The following is a 19,164-nucleotide window of genomic DNA, read 5'->3' on the forward strand; positions in this document are numbered from 1 at the left end:
AACTTTAAACTTTAAACTTTAAACTTTAAACTTTAAACTTTAAACTTTAAACTTTAAACTTTAAACTTTAAACTTTAAACTTTAAACTTTAAACTAGTTTAGAGTTACTCTTAAATATACTATTATAATTATATAATAAAAATACATTTTTTCAAATATAAAGTTAAAATATATAATATTTATTTCATTATTATAGCTTTTATATTTTATTTATATAAAAAATTTGTCCACTAAAAATATATGCAAGTTTTTTTTATTATAGTTTTTCTATTTCTTGTATACTTAATCCTGTATATTTGGAAATAGTATTAAAATCTAATTTGTCTTTTTTCATATTTTTAGCCATAGATATTGCTTTATTTCTTTCACCTTGTTCTATTCCTTTTTCAAGACCTTCTTTAATTCCTAATCTCCTTTCTTCTTCAAGCATTATTTGATTGCCATATAGATAAGCTTCTCTTTTATCGTACTCATTCATCATTAATCTATCTTTAATAAAATTATTGTATCTTTTCTGTACTTCTTCCATTATAGGTTTTTCTTTTACTAAATCTGACATAATTTCCCCCTTATTATCTTTCTCTTTCATAGTAAAAAATTTAAGCCAACAGTTTAAATCTGGCTGTAATATATTATATTTAAATTTCTTGAGTTCAATTATATGAATTTGTAAATGATCGGTAAGTAATCTTTTATTATTTGTATCATAAATCATATAGCAAGAATTTATGGAATTATTATCATCTAAATTGAAGTTAAGTAAGTTTATGCTAATTACAGGAGTTAAAGCATCGTATTTTTCTCCATGTTTCAAAAGTTTGCTGTAATTTGAAGCCCAATAATATAATATACGTTCTGGAAATCTTGAATTACCTTGTAACTGTATTTCTATAATGACAACTGTACCATTTTGAGTTATGCATTTAACATCTGCTATTGTTTCTTTATCTTGATAATTTTCCTTATAATTAAGGCGACTGCCCGCCTTCGGCGATGGGGTTAAAATCTCTACACTTCTAAATGTCTTCATATTAGAATCGAGCATTATAGAATTAATAAAGTCAAGCAATATTAAATTACTGTCTGGTGATGAAAATAAATATCTCACAAAATAGTCATTCAAAACATTAATATTTCTCATAACTTTATTATACTAAATTAACTATAAATGTAAAGTTACAAGTTTAATCATCAAAATTTACTTTCTATTTCTTTGAGCTTTTTTTATAATACCTGCAATTTTTCTAAGTTTAAGATCTTCTGCTATATCTAAAGCAGTATCTCCATAGTCATTTTCTATATTTACATCAGCTCCTTTTTCTACTAAAAATTTAACATATGGTTCAGCAAACCTTGATCCTGATGATGAACAAGCCCAAATTAAAGAAGTGTATCCATTATAATCTTTTGCATTAATATCTGCACCTTTTTCTAATAAAACTTCAGCTAATTTTATACGATATTCCTGAAAACTTTTATTATTAAAATTACCTTCACCCATACCAAGATATATTAAAGGAGTATATTCTCGTTTATTCTTTATGTTTACATCAGCACCTTGCTCTATTAAAAAATTAGCTATTTCAAAGTCTAATATATCAATACTGCCTTCATCTAAAGTATCAAGAGTTTTATTTAAAGCTGTGTCTCCTTCATTATCTTGGGCATTTATATTGGCATTTTTTGAAACTAAATATTTTATTACATCTATATTTCTTTCATGACTATACTCACATGCTGATATTAAAGCAGTACTTCCTCCTTTATAAAAGTTTACATCTGCACCATTTTCCACTAATAATTTTACTGTTACTAAATTATTTACACCATACATTAAGGCTGTATTTCCATAATTATTGAAAGCATTTATATCAGCATTTTTTTGTATTAGAAGTTCTACCACTTTTATATTATGAACTCTGGAAGCATACATTAAAGGTGTCTCTCCATGATTATTTTTTACATTTATATCAGCACCATTATTTATTAAAAATTCTGCAACAGATGAATTTTCATCATATATAAAGTCAATATGTTCATAATCTAATGAGAGTAATAGGGGAGTTTCTACTGAGCTATATTCAGAATGTGTTTTGGCATTTACATCGGCACCTTTTTCAACTAAAAATTTAACCATATCATAGTCATTTCTTAAAGCTGCTATCATTAAAGGAGTATAATCATAATCTTCAGGATAATCATTCCCACCCTTTATTCTTGATTCTAAGTCAAAACCATTTTCTACTAATACTTTAAACATTTCTCTATTTTGCTTTAAGGCTGTTGAAGGTCTATAAGATATGTCAAGAAGTGATGCTCCATCATTGTCTTTAGTATTTACATCAGCACCGTATTTTATTAATAAATTAAATATTTTTTTAGCATCTTCTAGTCCTTCTTCTTCGTAAAGACAATAGAGAATATTATGATATAATACAGTGTTTCCATAATTGTCTTTAGTATTTGCATCAGCACCATTTTCTAATAAAAATTTAACCATTTCATAGCTTCCTATCATAGCAGCTCTCATTAATGCTGTATAACCATATTCATCTTTTGTGTTTATATTGGCACCTTGTTGTATAAGTAATTTTGAAATATCAAAATTATAATTAGCAATAGCAATCATTAAAGCTGTTTTGTTTTCATTATTTGCTGTATTAGGATTGGCACCTTTATCAAGTAAATATTTAACCATATCATAATCTTTTTTATAAACAGCAATCATTAAAGGAGTATAATCATAATCAGATCTATCCGCCTTTATTCTTGATTCTAAATCAAAACCATTTTCAACTAATATTTTAAACATTTCTTTATTTTTATCAAAAGATTCTGAAATTCTATAGGATACATCAAGAAGAGATGTTCCTTTATCGTTTTTAGTATTTACATCAGCACCGTATTTTATTAATAAATTAAGTATTTTTATAGCATTTTCTGTTTCATTTTTTTGTCCGCGACTATTATGCTCAATACTATAATATAATGCAGTATCTCCTGCTGTATCTCTAATGTTTACATCAGCACCATTTTTTAATAAAAATTCAACCATTTCATAATTTGTATCTCTAGCAGTATACATTAATGCTGTAGCACCTGCTTTATCTCGAATATTGACATCAGTACCTTCTTCTATAAGCAATTTTGCTATATCATTATATCCACTTACAGAAGCATTTATTAAAGCTGTTCTATCATAAGAATCTAATGCATTACAGTTTGCACCTTGCTCTAAATATGATTTAACTTTTTTTATATTATTATCTTCTACAGCGGAAAATAACGATTCATCTAAAGTTTTAGAATACAAAAGAATATTAAACAAGAATAATAAAATAAATACTTTTTTCATATATACCCCTCTAATGCTTGTAGCATCTAATTAGATTATATGTTAAAAATTATTTATAGTCAATTTATTTTTAGCTAAATTATAAAGCGGGAGCATGATATCCTTTATAATTACCATTAGGATGACGCATGCATTTTGCAGAAGTCAATTGTTTTAAAGTTTTATATTTATTACCGCAATATTTACATGTATACTCATCTTTTTCGCTGCCCTCATAAAGTTTATGCTTTCCTTTATAATTGCCGTTAGGATGACGCATACAGTTTTGAGATGTTAATATTGTTACAGAATTAAATCTATTGCCGCAATATTCACAGTAAAAATTCTCATGGGATTTAGGAACTAAACTTACAGTAAAACAAAAAAATATAAAAGTTATTATGTATAATTTTCTCATTTTTTATTATCCGAAAGTAAATCTTTATATTTAGAATCTTTAAACTCTATATATGGTTTTGAACTTAACATGTGAATGGCAGTTATAAGAGAGTAACTAATCCAAGCCTTTTTATCTGTAGGTTTTGATGATGAAGATTCATTTTTTTTAAGAAGTTCATTTAAAGAATCTGATATATCATCAATATGTTCTTCAAAAAAATCTTCACATTCATCGCAGGTATCCATAGTAGCCTGACCTTGTACTTCCTCTATTTGTTTACCGCACCAAACACATTTTACAGACATTTATTTTACCTCATATAATTTAATCGCTGATATTATACAGATAATTTTAACTTTGTAAATACCTATTAATTAGTTTTCAGATTTTAACTCATTATAATTTTTTGACATTACATCATACCAATAATCTAACTTAGCATTATCATCGCCTTCTATCTCTTTAAAATAAAAAGGTTTCAAAAATCTAATTGTTATTTTTCTAAACGGAGAAACTTTCAAACTTCTAGCCTTCATAATATTTCTAGTACCGCATATAACAACAGGAAGGACAGCAATATCAGGACATCTTTCTGCTATCTTTAATATTCCTCTTTTAGGTTTTTTTATTTCTCCGCTATCACTTCTAGTTCCTTCAGGATATATAATAATGCTTGTATTTGATTTAAGCCTTTCTTCCATATCATCTATTGACTTAGCCGCTCCTACAGTACCTCTTTTTACAAATATATAATTAGCAAGAGACATTCCTTTACCTATAAACGGAACTTTTCCATAAGTGTCTTTTGAAACGAAAGCATAAGATTTTTTAAATATTGTAAAACAGCAGAATATATCAAATGAACTTTGATGATTAGGTGTTAATAAATAAGTTTTGTTAGGATCATAATTTTCTTTTCCTTCTATTTTGAAAGATGCTAAAGTTAAACGCATTATTACGCTTCCCCAAAGCTTAGCTATAGAATGAACATAATTTATAGCTGATACTCTTCCGAATATTCTAACAAATGGGTAAAATAAAAATAATACCAAAACACATATCAATGTAAAAGTAATAGATATCAAAAAATAAATTATACTAAATAAAACCATATTGACAGTTTAATACAAAATTTAAAAATTATCAATATATACCTTGATATATTAATGAGTGTTTGTTATAATTATGCTTTATTTTTAATGATAGATTAATTTATTATGGAAAGTAATATAAAAAACAACAAAAAAAATAAAAATGCTGTTGGGATTATCGTTAATAAAATGAGAGGTGACCCCAATATCATAGTAAAAAATATTAAAAAAATATTAAAAAAACATAATATAAAAGATATAGTTGTAGATTATGATATATCCACATATTATAATATCATTAAAGCAATAAAACAATTAAAAGATGTATCAATGCTTATATCAATAGGCGGAGATGGAACTTTATTATCTGCCTTAAAAATAGCTATAAAATATGATATATCTGTTCTTCCTATATATAATGGAACATTAGGATTTATATCAGAAATTCCTCCGGACGAAGCATACCTTATATTAGAAGAATACTTTGATAATAGAAAAACATTATATGAAATAGAACCGAGAACATTATTATCAGTTAGAATATCTTCAACTAAAAACTCAAAAGTAAAAGAATATTTTGCTGTTAATGAATTAGTTCTAAGCAAATGCGGAGGAAGAGCGATTTATATAAACATTAAAATATCCGGCAAAATGATATCATCTATTGTTGGAGATGGGGTTGTAATAGCTACACCTACAGGTTCTACTGCCTATGCTTTAAGTGCAGGAGGTCCAATACTAGCACCTACTATTGATGCTATTTCATTCGTACCAGTGGCTCCTCATTCTCTAACATTTAGACCTTTAGTAATACCTAAAGGAGACAGCATACAATTAGAATTAGCTAACAATTCATTGAAAGCTATGATTACTATAGATGGTTATGAAGTATGTAAATTTGATAATAATAATATTGTTAAAGCAGAAATCAGTGATAGAAGCTGCTATATATTCCAAAGTGCCAATAGATTATTTTATGATATACTTCGTAATAAACTTAATTGGGGTAGATAATGCTCAAATATCTTGAAATAAGAAATTTTGTACTAATAGATAAATTGAAAATAAATTTTAATAATGGATTTAATGTATTAACTGGAGAAACAGGTGCAGGAAAAAGTATAATTATTAGTGCATTAGAACTTATAACAGGAGAAAAAGGTTCAACTAGAATGGTTGGAGCAAACGGAGATAGATTAATAGTTACAGGATGCTTCAGCCTGCAGTCATCATCAAGTATAGTAAAATCAAAATTAAAAGAATGGAATATAGAAATAAATAATGATGAGCTTAATATAAAAAGAGAAATAACAAAAGATGGAAAAAGCAAATCATTCATAAATAATGTCGGAGTAAAAGTTGCAGAATTAAAAGAACTTGGAGATTTAATAGTTGATATACATGGACAGCATGAACATCAGTCATTGTTTAATCCTATTAACCATTTAAATTTTTATGACAGCTATTTAAATATTGATGATAAATTAGAAAATTATAAAGAGCATTACAATAAATTAGTAAAGCTTATAAAACAGTATAACGAAATATCACAAAATAAAAATACAATTCTAAAAGAAAAATCTTTTTTGGAATATGCTATAGATGAAATAGAGAATGCAAAATTAAAGCCTAATGAAGATGAAGATATAAAGAATGATATAACAATGATGTCAAATGCTGAAAGTATAGCATCTTCATTATCTTCTATTAACAAAGATATATTTGGAAGCGAATCCGGAGCATATATAAAACTTACTAGAAGCATATCAGCATTGCAGGCTGTATCAAAATATGATAACAGACTTTCTGATATGGCTTCTCAAATAGAAGGCATAACATTAAATCTTGAAGATATAAAAAGCGTATTGACAGAAATAAGAGCAAAAACTAAATTTGATCCAGAAGAAATGCAGTCTTTAAATGAAAGGCTTTTCTTTATAAATACATTAAAGAAAAAATATGGATCAAATATAAAAGACATTATAAATTATGCAAAAGAAGCCAAAGAAAAATTGGAGTCATTAAATTTTTCTGAAGATGATATTCAAAATCTCAAAAATGAAATTGAATCATTAAGAGAAAAAACTTCCCTATTTGCAAAAGAAATTTCTGAAATAAGACATAATAGAAAAGACGAATTTATAAAAGCTATAGAAAATGAAATGAATGATTTAGGAATGTCATCCACAAAATTTGATGTAGAAATAACACTTGATGAAGATGATGACGGAATACTTGTTATAGACGGCTCACATGTAAAAGCTTCATCAAGCGGTATAGATAATATAGAATTTATCATAGCACCAAATAAACAGAGTATGTTCCAGCCTTTAAGAAAAATAGCTTCCGGCGGTGAAATATCAAGAATAATGCTTTCATTAAAAAGCGTATTATCAATAGGAGATTACTGTGAAACATGCGTATTCGATGAAATTGATGTAGGAGTTGGCGGAAGAATAGCTGAAGTAATAGGAGAAAAGATAGCATCCCTTTCAAAAAGAAAACAGGTTTTAAGTGTTACACATTTAGCACAGATTGCAATATACGCTAATAATCATTTTAAAGTTACAAAAAATGAAGGAGAAGATATAGTAACTTCTACAATTGAAGAACTTGATGATTCTATGCGTATTAAAGAAATAGCTAGGATGATTACTGGTAAAGAAATTACAGAAGCAAGTATTAAACATGCTGAAGAATTATTAGAACATGCAAAAAAATCTATAATATCATAACTATACTAATAATAAAAAACATGCTGATAAAAAATACCAGCATGTTATAAAATGAAAATCTATTTTATTAAAATACCTTTCACAGGAATATTTAAAACTTTTATTTCAGAATCTATTTTCTTTTTAGAGAAACTATTTTTCATGGATTCAGAAACTTTTTTAATTATTTTCTCATCATTTTTAACTAATGCAAGTATTGAAGAACCGGCACCGCTGATTGTAACAGAATAAGCTCCAGCATTTTTTGTCTGTTTGAATAAATCTTTAAGCCCAGGTATAAATTTAGCCCTATAATCCTGATGCAGTTTATCATCTGTTGCCACTTCAAGTAAATCAAGCCTATTTGAAGATAAAGCAGATGTTAAAAGTGCTGCTCTTGAAATATTGAATATAGCATCTTTAAAACTTATCTCTTTAGGCAATGCATTTCTAGCAATTTCCGTACTTAAATGAAAATTTGGAATAGCTACTATTGCTTTTAAATTTTTAGGAGGATTAATTTTAACATATTTAAAATCTTCATTTTTTCTAACAACACCAGATATTATACCGCCAAGTATGGCAGGAGATACATTATCAGGATGTCCTTCTAATTGAACAGACATATTTAATATATCATCTTCTATAGAAAGCTTATTACCAAGTATATAATTAGCAGAAAGAAGTCCTCCTATTATGGCAGCAGAACTGCTTCCAAGTCCACGTGAAAGAGGTATTCTATTTATACACTTTATTATATATCCTTTATCCGGCTTTGCTTTTAATCTCTTATATACCAATTTCATGGCATCAAGTATCATATTGTCATCTTTTGATATTTCATTTTCACCTTCTCCGCTAATTTCAAACTCTATCTTTTTAGAATTTTCATTAGAATAAATATGTATTTCATTGTACAAATCTAAAGCAAGTCCTACACTATCAAAACCAGAACCAATATTAGCAGAAGTAGCAGGTATTTTGAAAGTTACTAATTTTTTATTCATTACTGTTTTATTATTTTTCACCTTTTTAACATTATTCATAATTATATTCCTATGGCATTCCTTATTTCTTCTATATTGTTATCAACTTTTATAGGAGCATTGCAAACTTTAATAGCATTATCAGGATCTTTAAGTCCATTTCCTGTAAGTACAGAAACTACAGTATCTCCTTTATTTAATTTACCAGCTTTATAAGTTTTGATTATACCAGCTAATGAAGCAGCAGAAGCAGGTTCAGCAAATATCCCCTCTTCTCTTGTAAGCATTTTATAAGCTTCCAATATTTCATCGTCAGTAACAGAATCTATAAAACCATTTGATTCATTTGCAGCATTAACAGCCAATTTCCAGCTGGCAGGATTTCCTATTTTTATGGCAGTAGCAATAGTTTGAGGATTTTCTATTACCCTATTTTGCACTATAGCAGCAGAACCTTCAGCCTCAAAACCTATCATCTTAGGTAAATTAGATGACTTGCCATTTTCTTTATACTCTTTAAATCCCATCCAATATGCAGATATATTTCCAGCATTTCCTACAGGTATAGCCAAATAATCAGGTGCTTTTCCTAAAGTATCGCAAATTTCAAAAGCAGAAGTTTTCTGTCCTTGAAGTCTGAAAGGATTAATAGAGTTTACCAATGTTATAGGATATTTATTTGTAATTTCAATAACAGCTTTTAATGCCTCATCAAAGTTGCCTTTAATAGCTATAACCTTAGCACCATACATTAAAGCCTGTGCCAATTTTCCCAAAGCAATATTTCCGTCTGGTATAATTACAATACATTGAATACCGCTTCTAGCCGCATAGGCAGCAGCAGATGCAGAAGTATTACCTGTAGAAGCACACATTATAGCCTTAGAACCTTCTTCAAGTGCTTTAGCAACAGCCATAACCATGCCTCTGTCTTTAAATGAGCCTGTAGGATTAAGCCCGTCATATTTGAAATATAACTCTATTCCTCCAAGTTCTTTTCCTATTTTTTCAGCTTTTATTAAAGGGGTGTTTCCTTCATGTAAACTAATTAAAGGGGTTTTATCTGTAATAGGCAAATACTCTTTGTATTCTCTTAAAAGTCCATTCCATGCTTTCATAATATTATCCTCTTTTTGTTAATAAACAAATTATTATAAATAGTATCCATTATAGAATATAGTATAAAGAATAATTTTTCAATACTTTTATATTTATAGAAAAACTTTTTTGTGATTAAAAAGTGTTATATGTTTATTATATATTATAATTTTTTATAATCAAAATAATTCTTATAAAATTGACAATAATATTTAAAGTGTTAAAATAAAAAAATAGAGAGATTTTAATATGAAAAAAAATATATTATTTATAATAATTATTTTCACATTTTTAACAAATTTGATTTATGCCTATAATTCAAAAGATGCTGAAGGTTTTTGGCTAATGCCTGCGAAACCAAAGGGCAGAATGGAAGTAGTAAAAATAATAGTCATTAACAATAATCTTTATGCATATGCTGTAAAATTACATGATGATGTAAAAAATGATTTAGATATACATAATCCAAATAAATCTTTAAGAGATAAAAAACTTATAGGATTAATATTTATATATGATATAGTATTTGAAAATGGAAAATGGCAAACAGGAAAAATATATCATACAGATCAAGGAAGCACATTCTATGCTAATATAAGTTTATCAGAAGATAAGAATACTTTATTTCTTAAAGCATCATTAGATAAATCTGGAGTTGTAGGTGCTACTGTAAAATGGACTAGACTTCCTAATAAATACAATGATGTGCCTAGAAATCAATTACGTACTATAGACGGCAAATCTTTATAATTACTACAAAAATTAGTAAATATTAATATTGTTTTTTTTTGAATAATTTATTATTATTTATATAAAATATTATTAAAGGATTAATTTTATGGGAAAATTAGGAAGAGTATTATGGCTGATATTTGGTATATTATTAATAATATCAGGAATCGCTACAATGTTTAATCCAGCAGAAACCATATTAGTACTAGCATATACGATAGGGTTTTTAACTCTATTTTCTGGAATCAGTGCCATAGTTTATTTTTTCAGTATAAGGCATGTATCAGGTTCAAGTTTAATTTTATTGGATGGTATAATATCTACTATATGTGGTATCATTATAATTTCTAATCTTGCTATAAGCGGAGCATTTATTCCTTATATGGTAGCATTTTTAGTAATAGTAAGAGGAGTTGTATCTATATCATCTTCTATAGAATTAAAAAAGCATGGATATAATCAATGGGGATTAGCTATGTTAAGCGGTATACTTACTTTAATAGTTGGTATAATATTAACTTTCAACCCTATTTTAGGTGCTATTTATGTAAGTGTTGTACTTGGATTATGTTTAATACTTTATGGAATTATAACACTTCAATTATGGTTTGCGTATGGAAAATTTTTTAAAATATAATATTATTGATTTTATTTTTCATTTTGTTAAAATTAATCAATGTTTTTCATACTAATATTTGGGGAGAAAATTATGTTACAAAAAAATGCCAATAGTACTTTATGTTTTTGTAAAAATATAAAGTACAAAGATGTGGTCAATGCCATCAAAAAAAAGGATTTAAAAACTCTTGAAGAAGTTATGCATACTACAAAAGCCGGTATTACATGTTGGAGCTGCAGAGGTGATATAAAGGATCTATTAGAAGAATATAATAAAACAGGTGATATAGATATAAATGAATAATAAGTTTATATGTCAATGTAAAGAACTATCATTGAAAGAAATAGAAATACTAAAAAAAGAGTACAGCATAGATACTTTAAAAGAATTAGTAAAAAAACAAAGGTAGAGACAGCCTGCGGAGGATGTCGAAACAAACTAAAAGAGATTTTTAAATAAATTTGATATAAAAAAGGAATAGGTTTTTAAAAGCCTATTCCTTTTTTATTTATAATAACATTATTATTTTATAGCTTCATACAAAGAAGCAGCATTCAATCTATATTTATTCATAAGCTCATCAACTGTACCAGATTCACCAAATGTATCTTTCAGACCTAGTCTTATTAATTTACTAGGATACTCATCAGTTAATACCTCAGATATAGCAGAACCAAGTCCTCCTATAATAGAATGCTCTTCAACACTAATCAATTTCTTATGTTTTTTAGCCATTTCAACAATAATATCTCTATCTATTGGTTTAATTGTATGAATATTAACAACAGTAACAGATATACCGTCTTTTTCAGCCATTTCAGCAGCTATTAAAGCTTCAGGAACAACTATACCGCAAGCGAATATACATACATCCTTACCTTCTCTTAATACATTAGCCTTACCAATTTTAAAAGGAGTATCATTATTAGTAATAATATTTGTAGCAGGTCTTGCCATTCTTAAATAACAAGGACCATCAAATTCAGCAGCAGCAAACACAGCCTTTTCAGCCTCAACCGCATCGCATGGAACAATTACAGTCATATTTGGTATAGAACGCATAATAGATATATCTTCTATAGATTGATGACTTGCTCCGTCCTCTCCTACAGATATACCAGCATGAGTAACAGCTACTTTAACATTTAACTTAGGATAACATATAGAGTTTCTAATTATTTCAAAAGCCCTGCCTGCTCCAAACATAGCAAAAGTAGAAGCAAAAGGTATTTTACCATCTATAGCAAATCCAGCAGCAGCTCCCATAATATTTTGTTCTGCTATTCCCATGTTAAAAAATCTTTCCGGAAAAGCAGCTTTGAAAGTTTTTGTCATAGTAGAACCAGATAAATCTCCATCTAAAACTACTACATTTTTATTTATTTCGCCAAGACGTTTTAAAGCCTCGCCGTAAGCATTTCTTATTGCCTTTTTTTCCATAGTACTTATTCCTCAATTTTTAATTATTTAGTCAAGTCTATTTAACTCTTCCATAGCTTTTTCATACTCTTCTTTATTAGGAGCTTTTCCATGCCAGCCTACAGCATTTTCCATAAATGAAACTCCTTTACCTTTAACAGTTTTAGCCATAACGCATTTAGGTTTACCAGATACCTTTTTCTTAAATACCTCTTCAAGTTCAGCCTCATTATGTCCATCAACAATAAATGTCTCAAAACCAAATGCTTTCATTTTGGCCTCTAAATCTCCCAAACTCATAACCTCATCATTTTTTCCGTCTATCTGTAAACCATTCCAGTCTATTATAAGAGTATAATTATCCAATTTATAATTGGCTGCTGCCATAGCCGATTCCCAAAAAGTTCCTTCTTGTGCCTCGCCATCTCCAGCAATAGCAAATATTTTACCATCTTTCTTATCAAGCTTATATCCTAAAGCAATTCCTAAAGCTATACAAACTCCTTGACCAAGAGAACCTGTAGAAGCCTCAACTCCTTCCAAATGCTTTTTATCAGGATGTCCTTGAAGTCTTGAACCTAACTTTCTATAAGTCATAAGTTCATCAGTTGAAAAATATCCCCTATGTGCCAATGTAGAATAAAGTACAGCTGAGGCATGCCCTTTAGACATTATAAGTATATCCCTTCCTTCCATTTTAGGATTCTTAGGGTCTATATTCATAATCTTAAAGTATAGTGTATGCATTATCTCTACCAATGATAAAGAACCGCCTATATGCCCTGAATTAGCATTATAAACCATACTTACTATATCTTTTCTTATTTGAGTATTTAAAGAAGACATAATAATTCCTTATAAAATAAATTTTATGTAAATAATGATACTACAAAATTACAGTATTGTCAAATATGTATTTATTATTAAAAATTTTATTACATAATAATATCTTTATGAGGCAAATGATAATTCTCTAATTAAAGCACTTGGTGTATAAATAGATGAATGATTATAATCTGTATCATTAGCAAGCATTTCTACATTACTTAAAAAATCTAATATATTACCTGACACTATAAAAGGGCTTGCAGTATATGATAGTTTTCCATTTTCTATTTTGACTCCTTCTGCCTGTAAAGAAAAATCTCCACTTACAGCATTAACCCCAGAATGAGTGCCTGTAAGTGAATTTACCAATATTCCATCTTTTATTTGATCAATAAGCTCTTCCTGAGTGTTTTTACCATTTTCTAAAATAAAATTATGACATGATATTCCTATTGATGATTTAAAACTCCTTGAAGCATGAGATGTAGTTTTTCTATTATCCTTTCTTGCTGTATAATTATTGTATAAATAACTGTTTAATATTCCATTCGTTATTATATCCAAATCTTTTGTAGCAGAACCTTCTCCGTCAAAATGAGTATTAGCTAAGCCCTTATCGAATACTGGTATATCTTTAATGTTTATTATATCACTTGCTATTTTTTGATTTAATTTACCTTGGAGAAGAGACAATTTTTTCTGTACAGATTCTGATGAAAAAAGCCCCAAATATGCAGCTATAATTGTTCTCATTGCTTTGCTTGTAAATACTGTTTTATACTTTCCGCTTGATATAGGCTTGGCACTTAATTTACTTACTGCATTATCAACAATATTTTTTGCAAAATAATCTATATCAAACATTGAATCTACAGATGAATAAACATCAAAAAATGTTTTTGTAATATCTGCCTCTTTAGCTATTACCTCAGCATAATACATTATACTGTTTTTATTCTCTTCTTTAAATACACCATTACTATTAATTATACATTTATTAAAACTATACCTAGCTAATCCTGCTGACGGAACATTGACTATTCTTTTATCTAATGAATATAATTTATCCTCTATTGAAAGAGATATATTCTTTAGCTCATCGCTTGATAAATTAACTATATCATTATTTATCATATCATAACTTTTTTTATTATCTTCATCTTTTTCTATTAATACATTAAAATCAGGTTCAGAGGCTGCATAAGTTAAAGAACTTTTTGCATTATTAACAAGACTTTCAATAGACTCATTAGAATTAATTTTTTCAGTAAAACTTATTCCTACTTTTCCATTATCTATAAGCCTCAATCCAATTCCTCCAGATTCAGCAAAGGTATATTTATCTAAATCTTTTTCTCTTACTGTAAATTCTTCTTCTGCACTTTTAGACATATAAATTTCTATTTTATCAATACCATTTGCTTTATTTTTAACAGAATCATAAATTTCTTTTAATCTATCCATACTATCAGACATTATTATCTGCCTCCTACTGTTAGTTCTTTAACTCTTAAAGCAGGCTGTCCCACAGTAGTAGGTACAGACCCAGACACACTTCCGCATATACCATCTGCTAATTCCAAATTAGATGATACTGCTTCAATATTCATAAGTGTTTCATCTCCGCGTCCTATAAGCGTAGCACCTCTTACAGGTTCTGTAATCTTTCCATTTTCTATCAAATACCCTTCAGAAACAGCAAAGTTATAATCAGTAGTTGCAGGATCAACAGACCCTCCTCCCATTTTTTTAGCATAAAGTCCATACTCTATACTGGAAATTAAATCTTCAAAACTTGAATTTCCTTTATCTATAAATGTGTTTCTCATTCTTGATGTAGGAGGATATTTATAACTTTCTCTTCTTGCACTTCCTGTAATATTTTGATTCATCTTCATAGAACCAAGCTCATCAACTAAATAACTTTTTAATATACCATTCTCTATTAAAACTGTTCTTTGTGCATCATTACCTTCATCATCAATATTATAACTTCCCCAAGCATTTTTTATAGTTCCGTCATCAATGGCAGTAACAGCATCTGAAGCTATTTTCTCACCTAATTTATTACAAAATACACTTGCATTATCAGCAACAGCAGTAGCCTCTAAAGCATGTCCGCAAGCCTCATGGAATATTACACCTCCGAATGCATTATCTATTACTACCGGATACTTTCCTGATTTTGGATACTTAGAATTAAGCATTTTAATTGCAGACTCAGCAGTTTCTTTAGCCATATCTTCTAAATTAATGTCTTTTATTACTTGGTATCCGTCTAAAGCACCTCTGGTTCTGCTTGCTGTCTGAGTATTAGCACCATCAGAAGCCATTGACATCATAACAAGTCTAACGTAAATTTGAGAATCTTCTCTCAAAATACCTTTGCTTGTACACACTAAAATATTTCTTTGTTTTTCATTATAACGTACGCTTACCTGTTTTATTTTATCAGAAACTCCTCTGGCTGTTTTATCCAAATATGAAAGAACATCTATTTTTTCATCAAATTTAATAGAAAACGGATCTATATGCAAAGGATGATTATTATTTTCTTTAGATTCAATAAAATCATTAACTATATATTTCTTATTATTCACAACAGAAGCTGCACTCTTAGCCAGATTAATTAAACTATCATTGCTTGTATCATTAGAATATAAATATATTGTTTTTTTATCAGATATAACTCTTAAACCAACTCCATAATTAATACCCAAATTCATATCATCTACTTTGGAATCTAAATAACTTACCGAATTAATTTTAGTATCTTCAAAAAATAGATCAGCATATTCTCCACCATTTTTTAAAGCCTCTTGTAAAACAGTATGCAAAAAATTTTTGTCAAAATTAAAATATTTCATTAATACCCCTATTATTTTTTACCATTAACCAATTCTATAGCCTCTTTCCCTGTAATATGCTCTATGCAAAGTTCAATCATACATAAAGCATTGTATTCTCTATCAATAGCATAATCTCTATTTTCTTTTTTATCATAAGGATGATACTTTATAGAAAGTCTTTCAATAGCTTCTCTTTTTTTATCTTCATCATCAATTATAAAAACCTTACCAAAAGCAATAACACTTCTATAGTAAGTGGTATATTCTTCCGGTTTAATATCATCTTTTTCTATAACGCAAAATGAAGCTTTATTATTATTTCTTATAGCATCCAATTTATAACCATTTCTTGCCGAATGGAAAACTATTTTATTATCATAATAAGCATAACTTAATGGTACAGCATAAGGATAATTATCATCCCCTAAAAGAGCTAATACTCCTGATGTACATTTTTCTAATATTGCTATAGTTTCTTCATTTGATAAAAGTTGTTTTTTTCTTCTCATTTCTCTAAACATAAAAATTATTCCTATAATTAATATAAAACATATATATTGTTAGAATAATAAAATATTATAAATTATATATTTTATAAAAAAATAATCAATTGACAATCATTTTATTATCATATAGTATTAATAGTATTAAATATATAAATAATAAAAGGACAATAAATGTATACTATTAATGTAAAAACAAAATCAAGATTTGATATAGTTGATATTACAGATGAAGTTCAAAAATGTGTAAATGAAGAAAAAATACAAAGCGGCATAGCTGTAATATTTGTACCTCATACAACGGCAGCTGTAGGTATAAATGAAAATGCTGACCCTGATGTAGTTTTTGACATGAAGAATGCTTTTAATAAATTAGTACCGCAGCATGACAATTATGAACATTCAGAAGGTAATTCTCAAGCCCATGTTTTATCATCTTTAGTAGCTCCAAGTTTAACTGTTATAATAGAAAATTCAAAAATTGTATTAGGTACTTGGCAGGATATATATTTCTTTGAATTTGATGGAGCAAGAAATAGAAAGGTACATATTCAAATAATTGGAAAATAAATAGAGAGGAAGGAACTCTCCTCGCTATCTGTTCAGGGATAAATCTATTATATTAAATGCCGATCAACTACTGTTTAATTTTTTTGTTTTTTAAGAATTTTTCTTTTATAAAATTGCTAATTGAACTAATTAGCTCTATTATCAATCACATAATACCTCCTTTATCTATATATTAATAGTATATACAAAATTCTATAATTGTCAACATACCCATGATATGTATTAAAAAAATATTTATTTTTTTATATATAAAAAAATAAAAAAATAGTATATAATTAGTGTATAAATTACTTTAAGGATATAGATATGTTCAAATCTAAAAAAGAGGATTTTGGAAAAAATTCATTTGTATATACTTTAGAAAATGATAATGGGTTAAAAGTGAAATTAGCAGAAGTTGGCGCTTCTATAACTGGAATTTTCTTTAAAAACAAAGATAATAAAGAAATTGAAGTAGCATTTGGTTCTGATGATATAGAATTTTATACTGATAAAGCAAAAAATGGACATATGGGTGCTACAGTAGGAAGAGTTGCAGGACGCACAATGAATTCAAAATTTAAAATAGATGACATAGAGTATAATATTACGCCAAATAAATCTCCTGACCATACTCATGGTGGTGTTAATGGACTTTCCTATGTAATATATAATTCAATACAAAAGAAAGACAATGAAGTATTATTTTCTTATATTTCAAAAGATGGTGAGGAAGGATATCCTGGAAACGTTAATTTAATAGTAAAATATACTATCACTGAAGAAAATGAATTAATAATAGACTATATAGCTACTACAGATAAAGCTACTCCTTTAAATATTATGAATCATTCATATTTTAATTTAAATGGAGGGGGAAAAATAAATGATCATGAAATATTTATAGATGCAAAATATTATTTAGGAGATGATGAAAACGGTATAACATCAGGTGAAATATTAAAAACTAAAAATACTCCCTATGATTTTACATCAGCAAAAAAAATGGACGAAATAATAAAACTTAAAAATGGATGCGATAATTGCTTCATTTTTGATGATAATGATATAAATAAGAAGAGAGTTAAAGTAATATCAAGAAGCAGCTCAATAAGTTTAGAAATGTTTACTACAATGCCTTCGGTATTATTCTACACCGCTAATTATTTAAATGACATGAAAGTAAGAAATCAAGTACTTAATAAGCATGAGGCATTTTGTTTGGAAGCCCAATATTTTTCATGTTCTTTAAACTTTAATCATTTTCCAAGTATTATATTATATCCAGATAGAGAATTCAATCATAGAACAATATACAAATTTGGATTAATTTAATAAAAATAAAATTATTTTATAAAATACATACCAAATTGGAATCCTATATCAAATGAAGCTAAAGAATCTTGATTAATAGTAAAATCTTTTAATATTCCATTTTTATCTATATCTATAGGAAAATCATAATTAGCATATACGCCAAACGACATCATAAATTTACCCTTAGTTTTTACTAAAAAGTCCATTGATACTTTCACATAAGGTATATAACAAGTTTCAAAAGAATCTTTTATATCACCAAAATCTAAACGGTATTTACTAGAATCACCTCTTCCTTTAGAACTATAAGTCATTGATATAGGTAATTTTATTCCTCCTCCCACTCCTATAGAGAAAAACCCTATATTAAGTCTTGGAAATAATCCGAATGAAAAACTGCTGAAGTTATAATTTTCAACAACTCTTTTTCCTTCTATATTATACTTTATTTGATATCTATCCTTATTATATCCTATATCGAATAAAAAAGCACTTGATAAAGTATCACCATAACCCCAAAATATACCAGGCTGAAAAGAGAAAGAATTATCAAAATCCCTAAAATCTGAAGTAAATACTTTACTCCTATCTGTTGTAGCACTGCTTGCCCCTAAACGTCCTACAAATCCAGCAATAAAATCTGCAGCGTACAAATTGTTAATTGATAATACAAAAAATAAAACAAAAAATAATGAAAAAAACTTATTTTTCATACTTTATTACCC

At 27.7% G+C, this 19,164-nt stretch carries 20 protein-coding genes and 1 pseudogene; 8 read left to right on the forward strand and 13 right to left on the reverse strand.

Going from position 1 to position 19,164, the window contains the following annotated elements:
• Positions 1 to 256: 256 nt before the first annotated feature.
• From T324_RS0103855 to T324_RS0103875, 5 genes are all read right to left on the reverse strand, one after another.
• Positions 257 to 1,141 (reverse strand): Rpn family recombination-promoting nuclease/putative transposase, encoded by an 885-nt coding sequence (locus T324_RS0103855; RefSeq protein ID WP_028329044.1) that lies wholly within the window; start codon positions 1,139 to 1,141, stop codon positions 257 to 259.
• 57 nt (positions 1,142 to 1,198) lie between these two features.
• Entirely contained in the window at positions 1,199 to 3,355 is a 2,157-nt protein-coding gene (locus T324_RS0103860; protein WP_028329045.1) for an ankyrin repeat domain-containing protein, read from the reverse strand.
• A gap of 79 nt (positions 3,356 to 3,434) precedes the next feature.
• Positions 3,435 to 3,752 (reverse strand): hypothetical protein, encoded by a 318-nt coding sequence (locus T324_RS0103865; RefSeq protein ID WP_028329046.1) that lies wholly within the window; start codon positions 3,750 to 3,752, stop codon positions 3,435 to 3,437.
• Entirely contained in the window at positions 3,749 to 4,039 is a 291-nt protein-coding gene (locus tag T324_RS0103870) for a hypothetical protein (protein WP_028329047.1), read from the reverse strand. The genes T324_RS0103865 and T324_RS0103870 overlap by 4 nt, the downstream gene beginning before the upstream one ends.
• 69 nt (positions 4,040 to 4,108) lie before the next feature.
• The gene (locus T324_RS0103875) at positions 4,109 to 4,846 is read right to left on the reverse strand and encodes a lysophospholipid acyltransferase family protein (RefSeq protein WP_028329048.1); all 738 of its coding nucleotides are present in this window, start codon (positions 4,844 to 4,846) and stop codon (positions 4,109 to 4,111) included.
• 105 nt (positions 4,847 to 4,951) lie between these two features.
• Here T324_RS0103875 and T324_RS0103880 point away from each other — a divergent pair, with 105 nt between their 5' ends.
• Both T324_RS0103880 and recN read left to right on the forward strand, forming a co-directional pair.
• Entirely contained in the window at positions 4,952 to 5,839 is an 888-nt protein-coding gene (locus T324_RS0103880; RefSeq protein WP_028329049.1) for an NAD(+)/NADH kinase, read from the forward strand.
• Complete coding sequence (recN, locus tag T324_RS0103885; RefSeq protein WP_028329050.1) at positions 5,839 to 7,560, forward strand: DNA repair protein RecN; 1,722 nt, start codon at positions 5,839 to 5,841, stop codon at positions 7,558 to 7,560. Before T324_RS0103880 ends, recN begins: the two co-directional genes overlap by 1 nt.
• Positions 7,561 to 7,619: 59 nt before the next feature.
• Here the strand turns inward: recN and thrB are convergent, their stop codons facing one another.
• Both thrB and thrC read right to left on the reverse strand, forming a co-directional pair.
• On the reverse strand, positions 7,620 to 8,585 hold the full coding sequence (thrB, locus tag T324_RS0103890; protein ID WP_028329051.1) for a homoserine kinase: 966 nt from the start codon (positions 8,583 to 8,585) through the stop codon (positions 7,620 to 7,622).
• Positions 8,586 to 8,587: 2 nt separating this feature from the next.
• Positions 8,588 to 9,643 (reverse strand): threonine synthase, encoded by a 1,056-nt coding sequence (gene thrC / locus T324_RS0103895; protein WP_028329052.1) that lies wholly within the window; start codon positions 9,641 to 9,643, stop codon positions 8,588 to 8,590.
• Positions 9,644 to 9,872: 229 nt separating this feature from the next.
• Between thrC and T324_RS0103900 the strand changes: the two genes are divergently transcribed.
• The 4 genes and pseudogenes from T324_RS0103900 (at position 9,873) to T324_RS16690 (ending at position 11,433) form a co-directional block, all read left to right on the forward strand.
• Positions 9,873 to 10,373 carry a DUF2147 domain-containing protein gene (locus T324_RS0103900; protein ID WP_028329053.1) on the forward strand — a complete coding sequence of 167 codons (501 nt, stop codon included), beginning with the start codon at positions 9,873 to 9,875 and terminating at the stop codon, positions 10,371 to 10,373.
• Positions 10,374 to 10,461: 88 nt separating this feature from the next.
• A complete protein-coding gene (locus T324_RS0103905) occupies positions 10,462 to 10,992 on the forward strand; it encodes an HdeD family acid-resistance protein (RefSeq protein ID WP_028329054.1) in 531 nt (176 codons plus the stop codon).
• 72 nt (positions 10,993 to 11,064) lie between these two features.
• Positions 11,065 to 11,277 carry a (2Fe-2S)-binding protein gene (locus T324_RS0103910; RefSeq protein ID WP_028329055.1) on the forward strand — a complete coding sequence of 71 codons (213 nt, stop codon included), beginning with the start codon at positions 11,065 to 11,067 and terminating at the stop codon, positions 11,275 to 11,277.
• Positions 11,270 to 11,433 (forward strand): annotated as a pseudogene (locus tag T324_RS16690) ((2Fe-2S)-binding protein). Before T324_RS0103910 ends, T324_RS16690 begins: the two are co-directional and overlap by 8 nt.
• A gap of 63 nt (positions 11,434 to 11,496) precedes the next feature.
• On the opposite strand, the gene T324_RS0103920 reads toward T324_RS16690, so the two are convergent.
• The 5 genes from T324_RS0103920 to T324_RS0103940 all read right to left on the reverse strand — a co-directional run bounded on the left by T324_RS0103920 (position 11,497) and on the right by T324_RS0103940 (position 16,591).
• Positions 11,497 to 12,414, reverse strand: coding sequence for a transketolase family protein (locus tag T324_RS0103920; protein WP_028329056.1), 918 nt, complete (start codon positions 12,412 to 12,414; stop codon positions 11,497 to 11,499).
• Between the two features lie 27 nt (positions 12,415 to 12,441).
• Positions 12,442 to 13,239 (reverse strand): transketolase, encoded by a 798-nt coding sequence (locus T324_RS0103925; RefSeq protein WP_028329057.1) that lies wholly within the window; start codon positions 13,237 to 13,239, stop codon positions 12,442 to 12,444.
• Between the two features lie 105 nt (positions 13,240 to 13,344).
• Entirely contained in the window at positions 13,345 to 14,697 is a 1,353-nt protein-coding gene (locus T324_RS0103930; protein ID WP_028329058.1) for a TldD/PmbA family protein, read from the reverse strand.
• Positions 14,698 to 14,699: 2 nt separating this feature from the next.
• Positions 14,700 to 16,088 (reverse strand): TldD/PmbA family protein, encoded by a 1,389-nt coding sequence (locus T324_RS0103935; protein WP_038375016.1) that lies wholly within the window; start codon positions 16,086 to 16,088, stop codon positions 14,700 to 14,702.
• A gap of 11 nt (positions 16,089 to 16,099) precedes the next feature.
• The gene (locus T324_RS0103940; RefSeq protein WP_028329060.1) at positions 16,100 to 16,591 is read right to left on the reverse strand and encodes a pyridoxamine 5'-phosphate oxidase family protein; all 492 of its coding nucleotides are present in this window, start codon (positions 16,589 to 16,591) and stop codon (positions 16,100 to 16,102) included.
• Positions 16,592 to 16,747: 156 nt separating this feature from the next.
• Here T324_RS0103940 and T324_RS0103945 point away from each other — a divergent pair, with 156 nt between their 5' ends.
• Entirely contained in the window at positions 16,748 to 17,143 is a 396-nt protein-coding gene (locus tag T324_RS0103945; protein WP_028329061.1) for a secondary thiamine-phosphate synthase enzyme YjbQ, read from the forward strand.
• A 306-nt stretch (positions 17,144 to 17,449) separates the two neighbouring features.
• Entirely contained in the window at positions 17,450 to 18,457 is a 1,008-nt protein-coding gene (locus T324_RS0103950; RefSeq protein WP_028329062.1) for an aldose epimerase family protein, read from the forward strand.
• 11 nt (positions 18,458 to 18,468) lie between these two features.
• On the opposite strand, the gene T324_RS0103955 is transcribed toward T324_RS0103950, so the two are convergent.
• Positions 18,469 to 19,152 carry a hypothetical protein gene (locus T324_RS0103955; RefSeq protein WP_028329063.1) on the reverse strand — a complete coding sequence of 228 codons (684 nt, stop codon included), beginning with the start codon at positions 19,150 to 19,152 and terminating at the stop codon, positions 18,469 to 18,471.
• Positions 19,153 to 19,164 lie beyond the last annotated feature (12 nt).

The sequence above is a fragment of the Brachyspira alvinipulli ATCC 51933 genome (assembly GCF_000518245.1).
GTDB classification, from domain to species: domain Bacteria; phylum Spirochaetota; class Brachyspiria; order Brachyspirales; family Brachyspiraceae; genus Brachyspira; species Brachyspira alvinipulli.

What these genes read in the sequence shown, in the direction of transcription:
- T324_RS0103865 (WP_028329046.1), bottom strand. Translation starts at nt 3,752, where the DNA reads ATGAGAAAATTATACATAATAACTTTTATATTTTTTTGTTTTACTGTA.
- T324_RS0103925 (WP_028329057.1), bottom strand. Translation starts at nt 13,239, where the DNA reads ATGTCTTCTTTAAATACTCAAATAAGAAAAGATATAGTAAGTATGGTT.
- T324_RS0103910 (WP_028329055.1), top strand. Translation starts at nt 11,065, where the DNA reads ATGTTACAAAAAAATGCCAATAGTACTTTATGTTTTTGTAAAAATATA.
- thrC (WP_028329052.1), bottom strand. Translation starts at nt 9,643, where the DNA reads ATGAAAGCATGGAATGGACTTTTAAGAGAATACAAAGAGTATTTGCCT.
- T324_RS0103945 (WP_028329061.1), top strand. Translation starts at nt 16,748, where the DNA reads ATGTATACTATTAATGTAAAAACAAAATCAAGATTTGATATAGTTGAT.
- T324_RS0103905 (WP_028329054.1), top strand. Translation starts at nt 10,462, where the DNA reads ATGGGAAAATTAGGAAGAGTATTATGGCTGATATTTGGTATATTATTA.
- T324_RS0103875 (WP_028329048.1), bottom strand. Translation starts at nt 4,846, where the DNA reads ATGGTTTTATTTAGTATAATTTATTTTTTGATATCTATTACTTTTACA.
- T324_RS0103860 (WP_028329045.1), bottom strand. Translation starts at nt 3,355, where the DNA reads ATGAAAAAAGTATTTATTTTATTATTCTTGTTTAATATTCTTTTGTAT.
- thrB (WP_028329051.1), bottom strand. Translation starts at nt 8,585, where the DNA reads ATGAATAATGTTAAAAAGGTGAAAAATAATAAAACAGTAATGAATAAA.
- T324_RS0103955 (WP_028329063.1), bottom strand. Translation starts at nt 19,152, where the DNA reads ATGAAAAATAAGTTTTTTTCATTATTTTTTGTTTTATTTTTTGTATTA.
- T324_RS0103935 (WP_038375016.1), bottom strand. Translation starts at nt 16,088, where the DNA reads ATGAAATATTTTAATTTTGACAAAAATTTTTTGCATACTGTTTTACAA.
- T324_RS0103940 (WP_028329060.1), bottom strand. Translation starts at nt 16,591, where the DNA reads ATGTTTAGAGAAATGAGAAGAAAAAAACAACTTTTATCAAATGAAGAA.
- T324_RS0103870 (WP_028329047.1), bottom strand. Translation starts at nt 4,039, where the DNA reads ATGTCTGTAAAATGTGTTTGGTGCGGTAAACAAATAGAGGAAGTACAA.
- T324_RS0103880 (WP_028329049.1), top strand. Translation starts at nt 4,952, where the DNA reads ATGGAAAGTAATATAAAAAACAACAAAAAAAATAAAAATGCTGTTGGG.
- T324_RS0103920 (WP_028329056.1), bottom strand. Translation starts at nt 12,414, where the DNA reads ATGGAAAAAAAGGCAATAAGAAATGCTTACGGCGAGGCTTTAAAACGT.
- T324_RS0103900 (WP_028329053.1), top strand. Translation starts at nt 9,873, where the DNA reads ATGAAAAAAAATATATTATTTATAATAATTATTTTCACATTTTTAACA.
- T324_RS0103950 (WP_028329062.1), top strand. Translation starts at nt 17,450, where the DNA reads ATGTTCAAATCTAAAAAAGAGGATTTTGGAAAAAATTCATTTGTATAT.
- recN (WP_028329050.1), top strand. Translation starts at nt 5,839, where the DNA reads ATGCTCAAATATCTTGAAATAAGAAATTTTGTACTAATAGATAAATTG.
- T324_RS0103855 (WP_028329044.1), bottom strand. Translation starts at nt 1,141, where the DNA reads ATGAGAAATATTAATGTTTTGAATGACTATTTTGTGAGATATTTATTT.
- T324_RS0103930 (WP_028329058.1), bottom strand. Translation starts at nt 14,697, where the DNA reads ATGTCTGATAGTATGGATAGATTAAAAGAAATTTATGATTCTGTTAAA.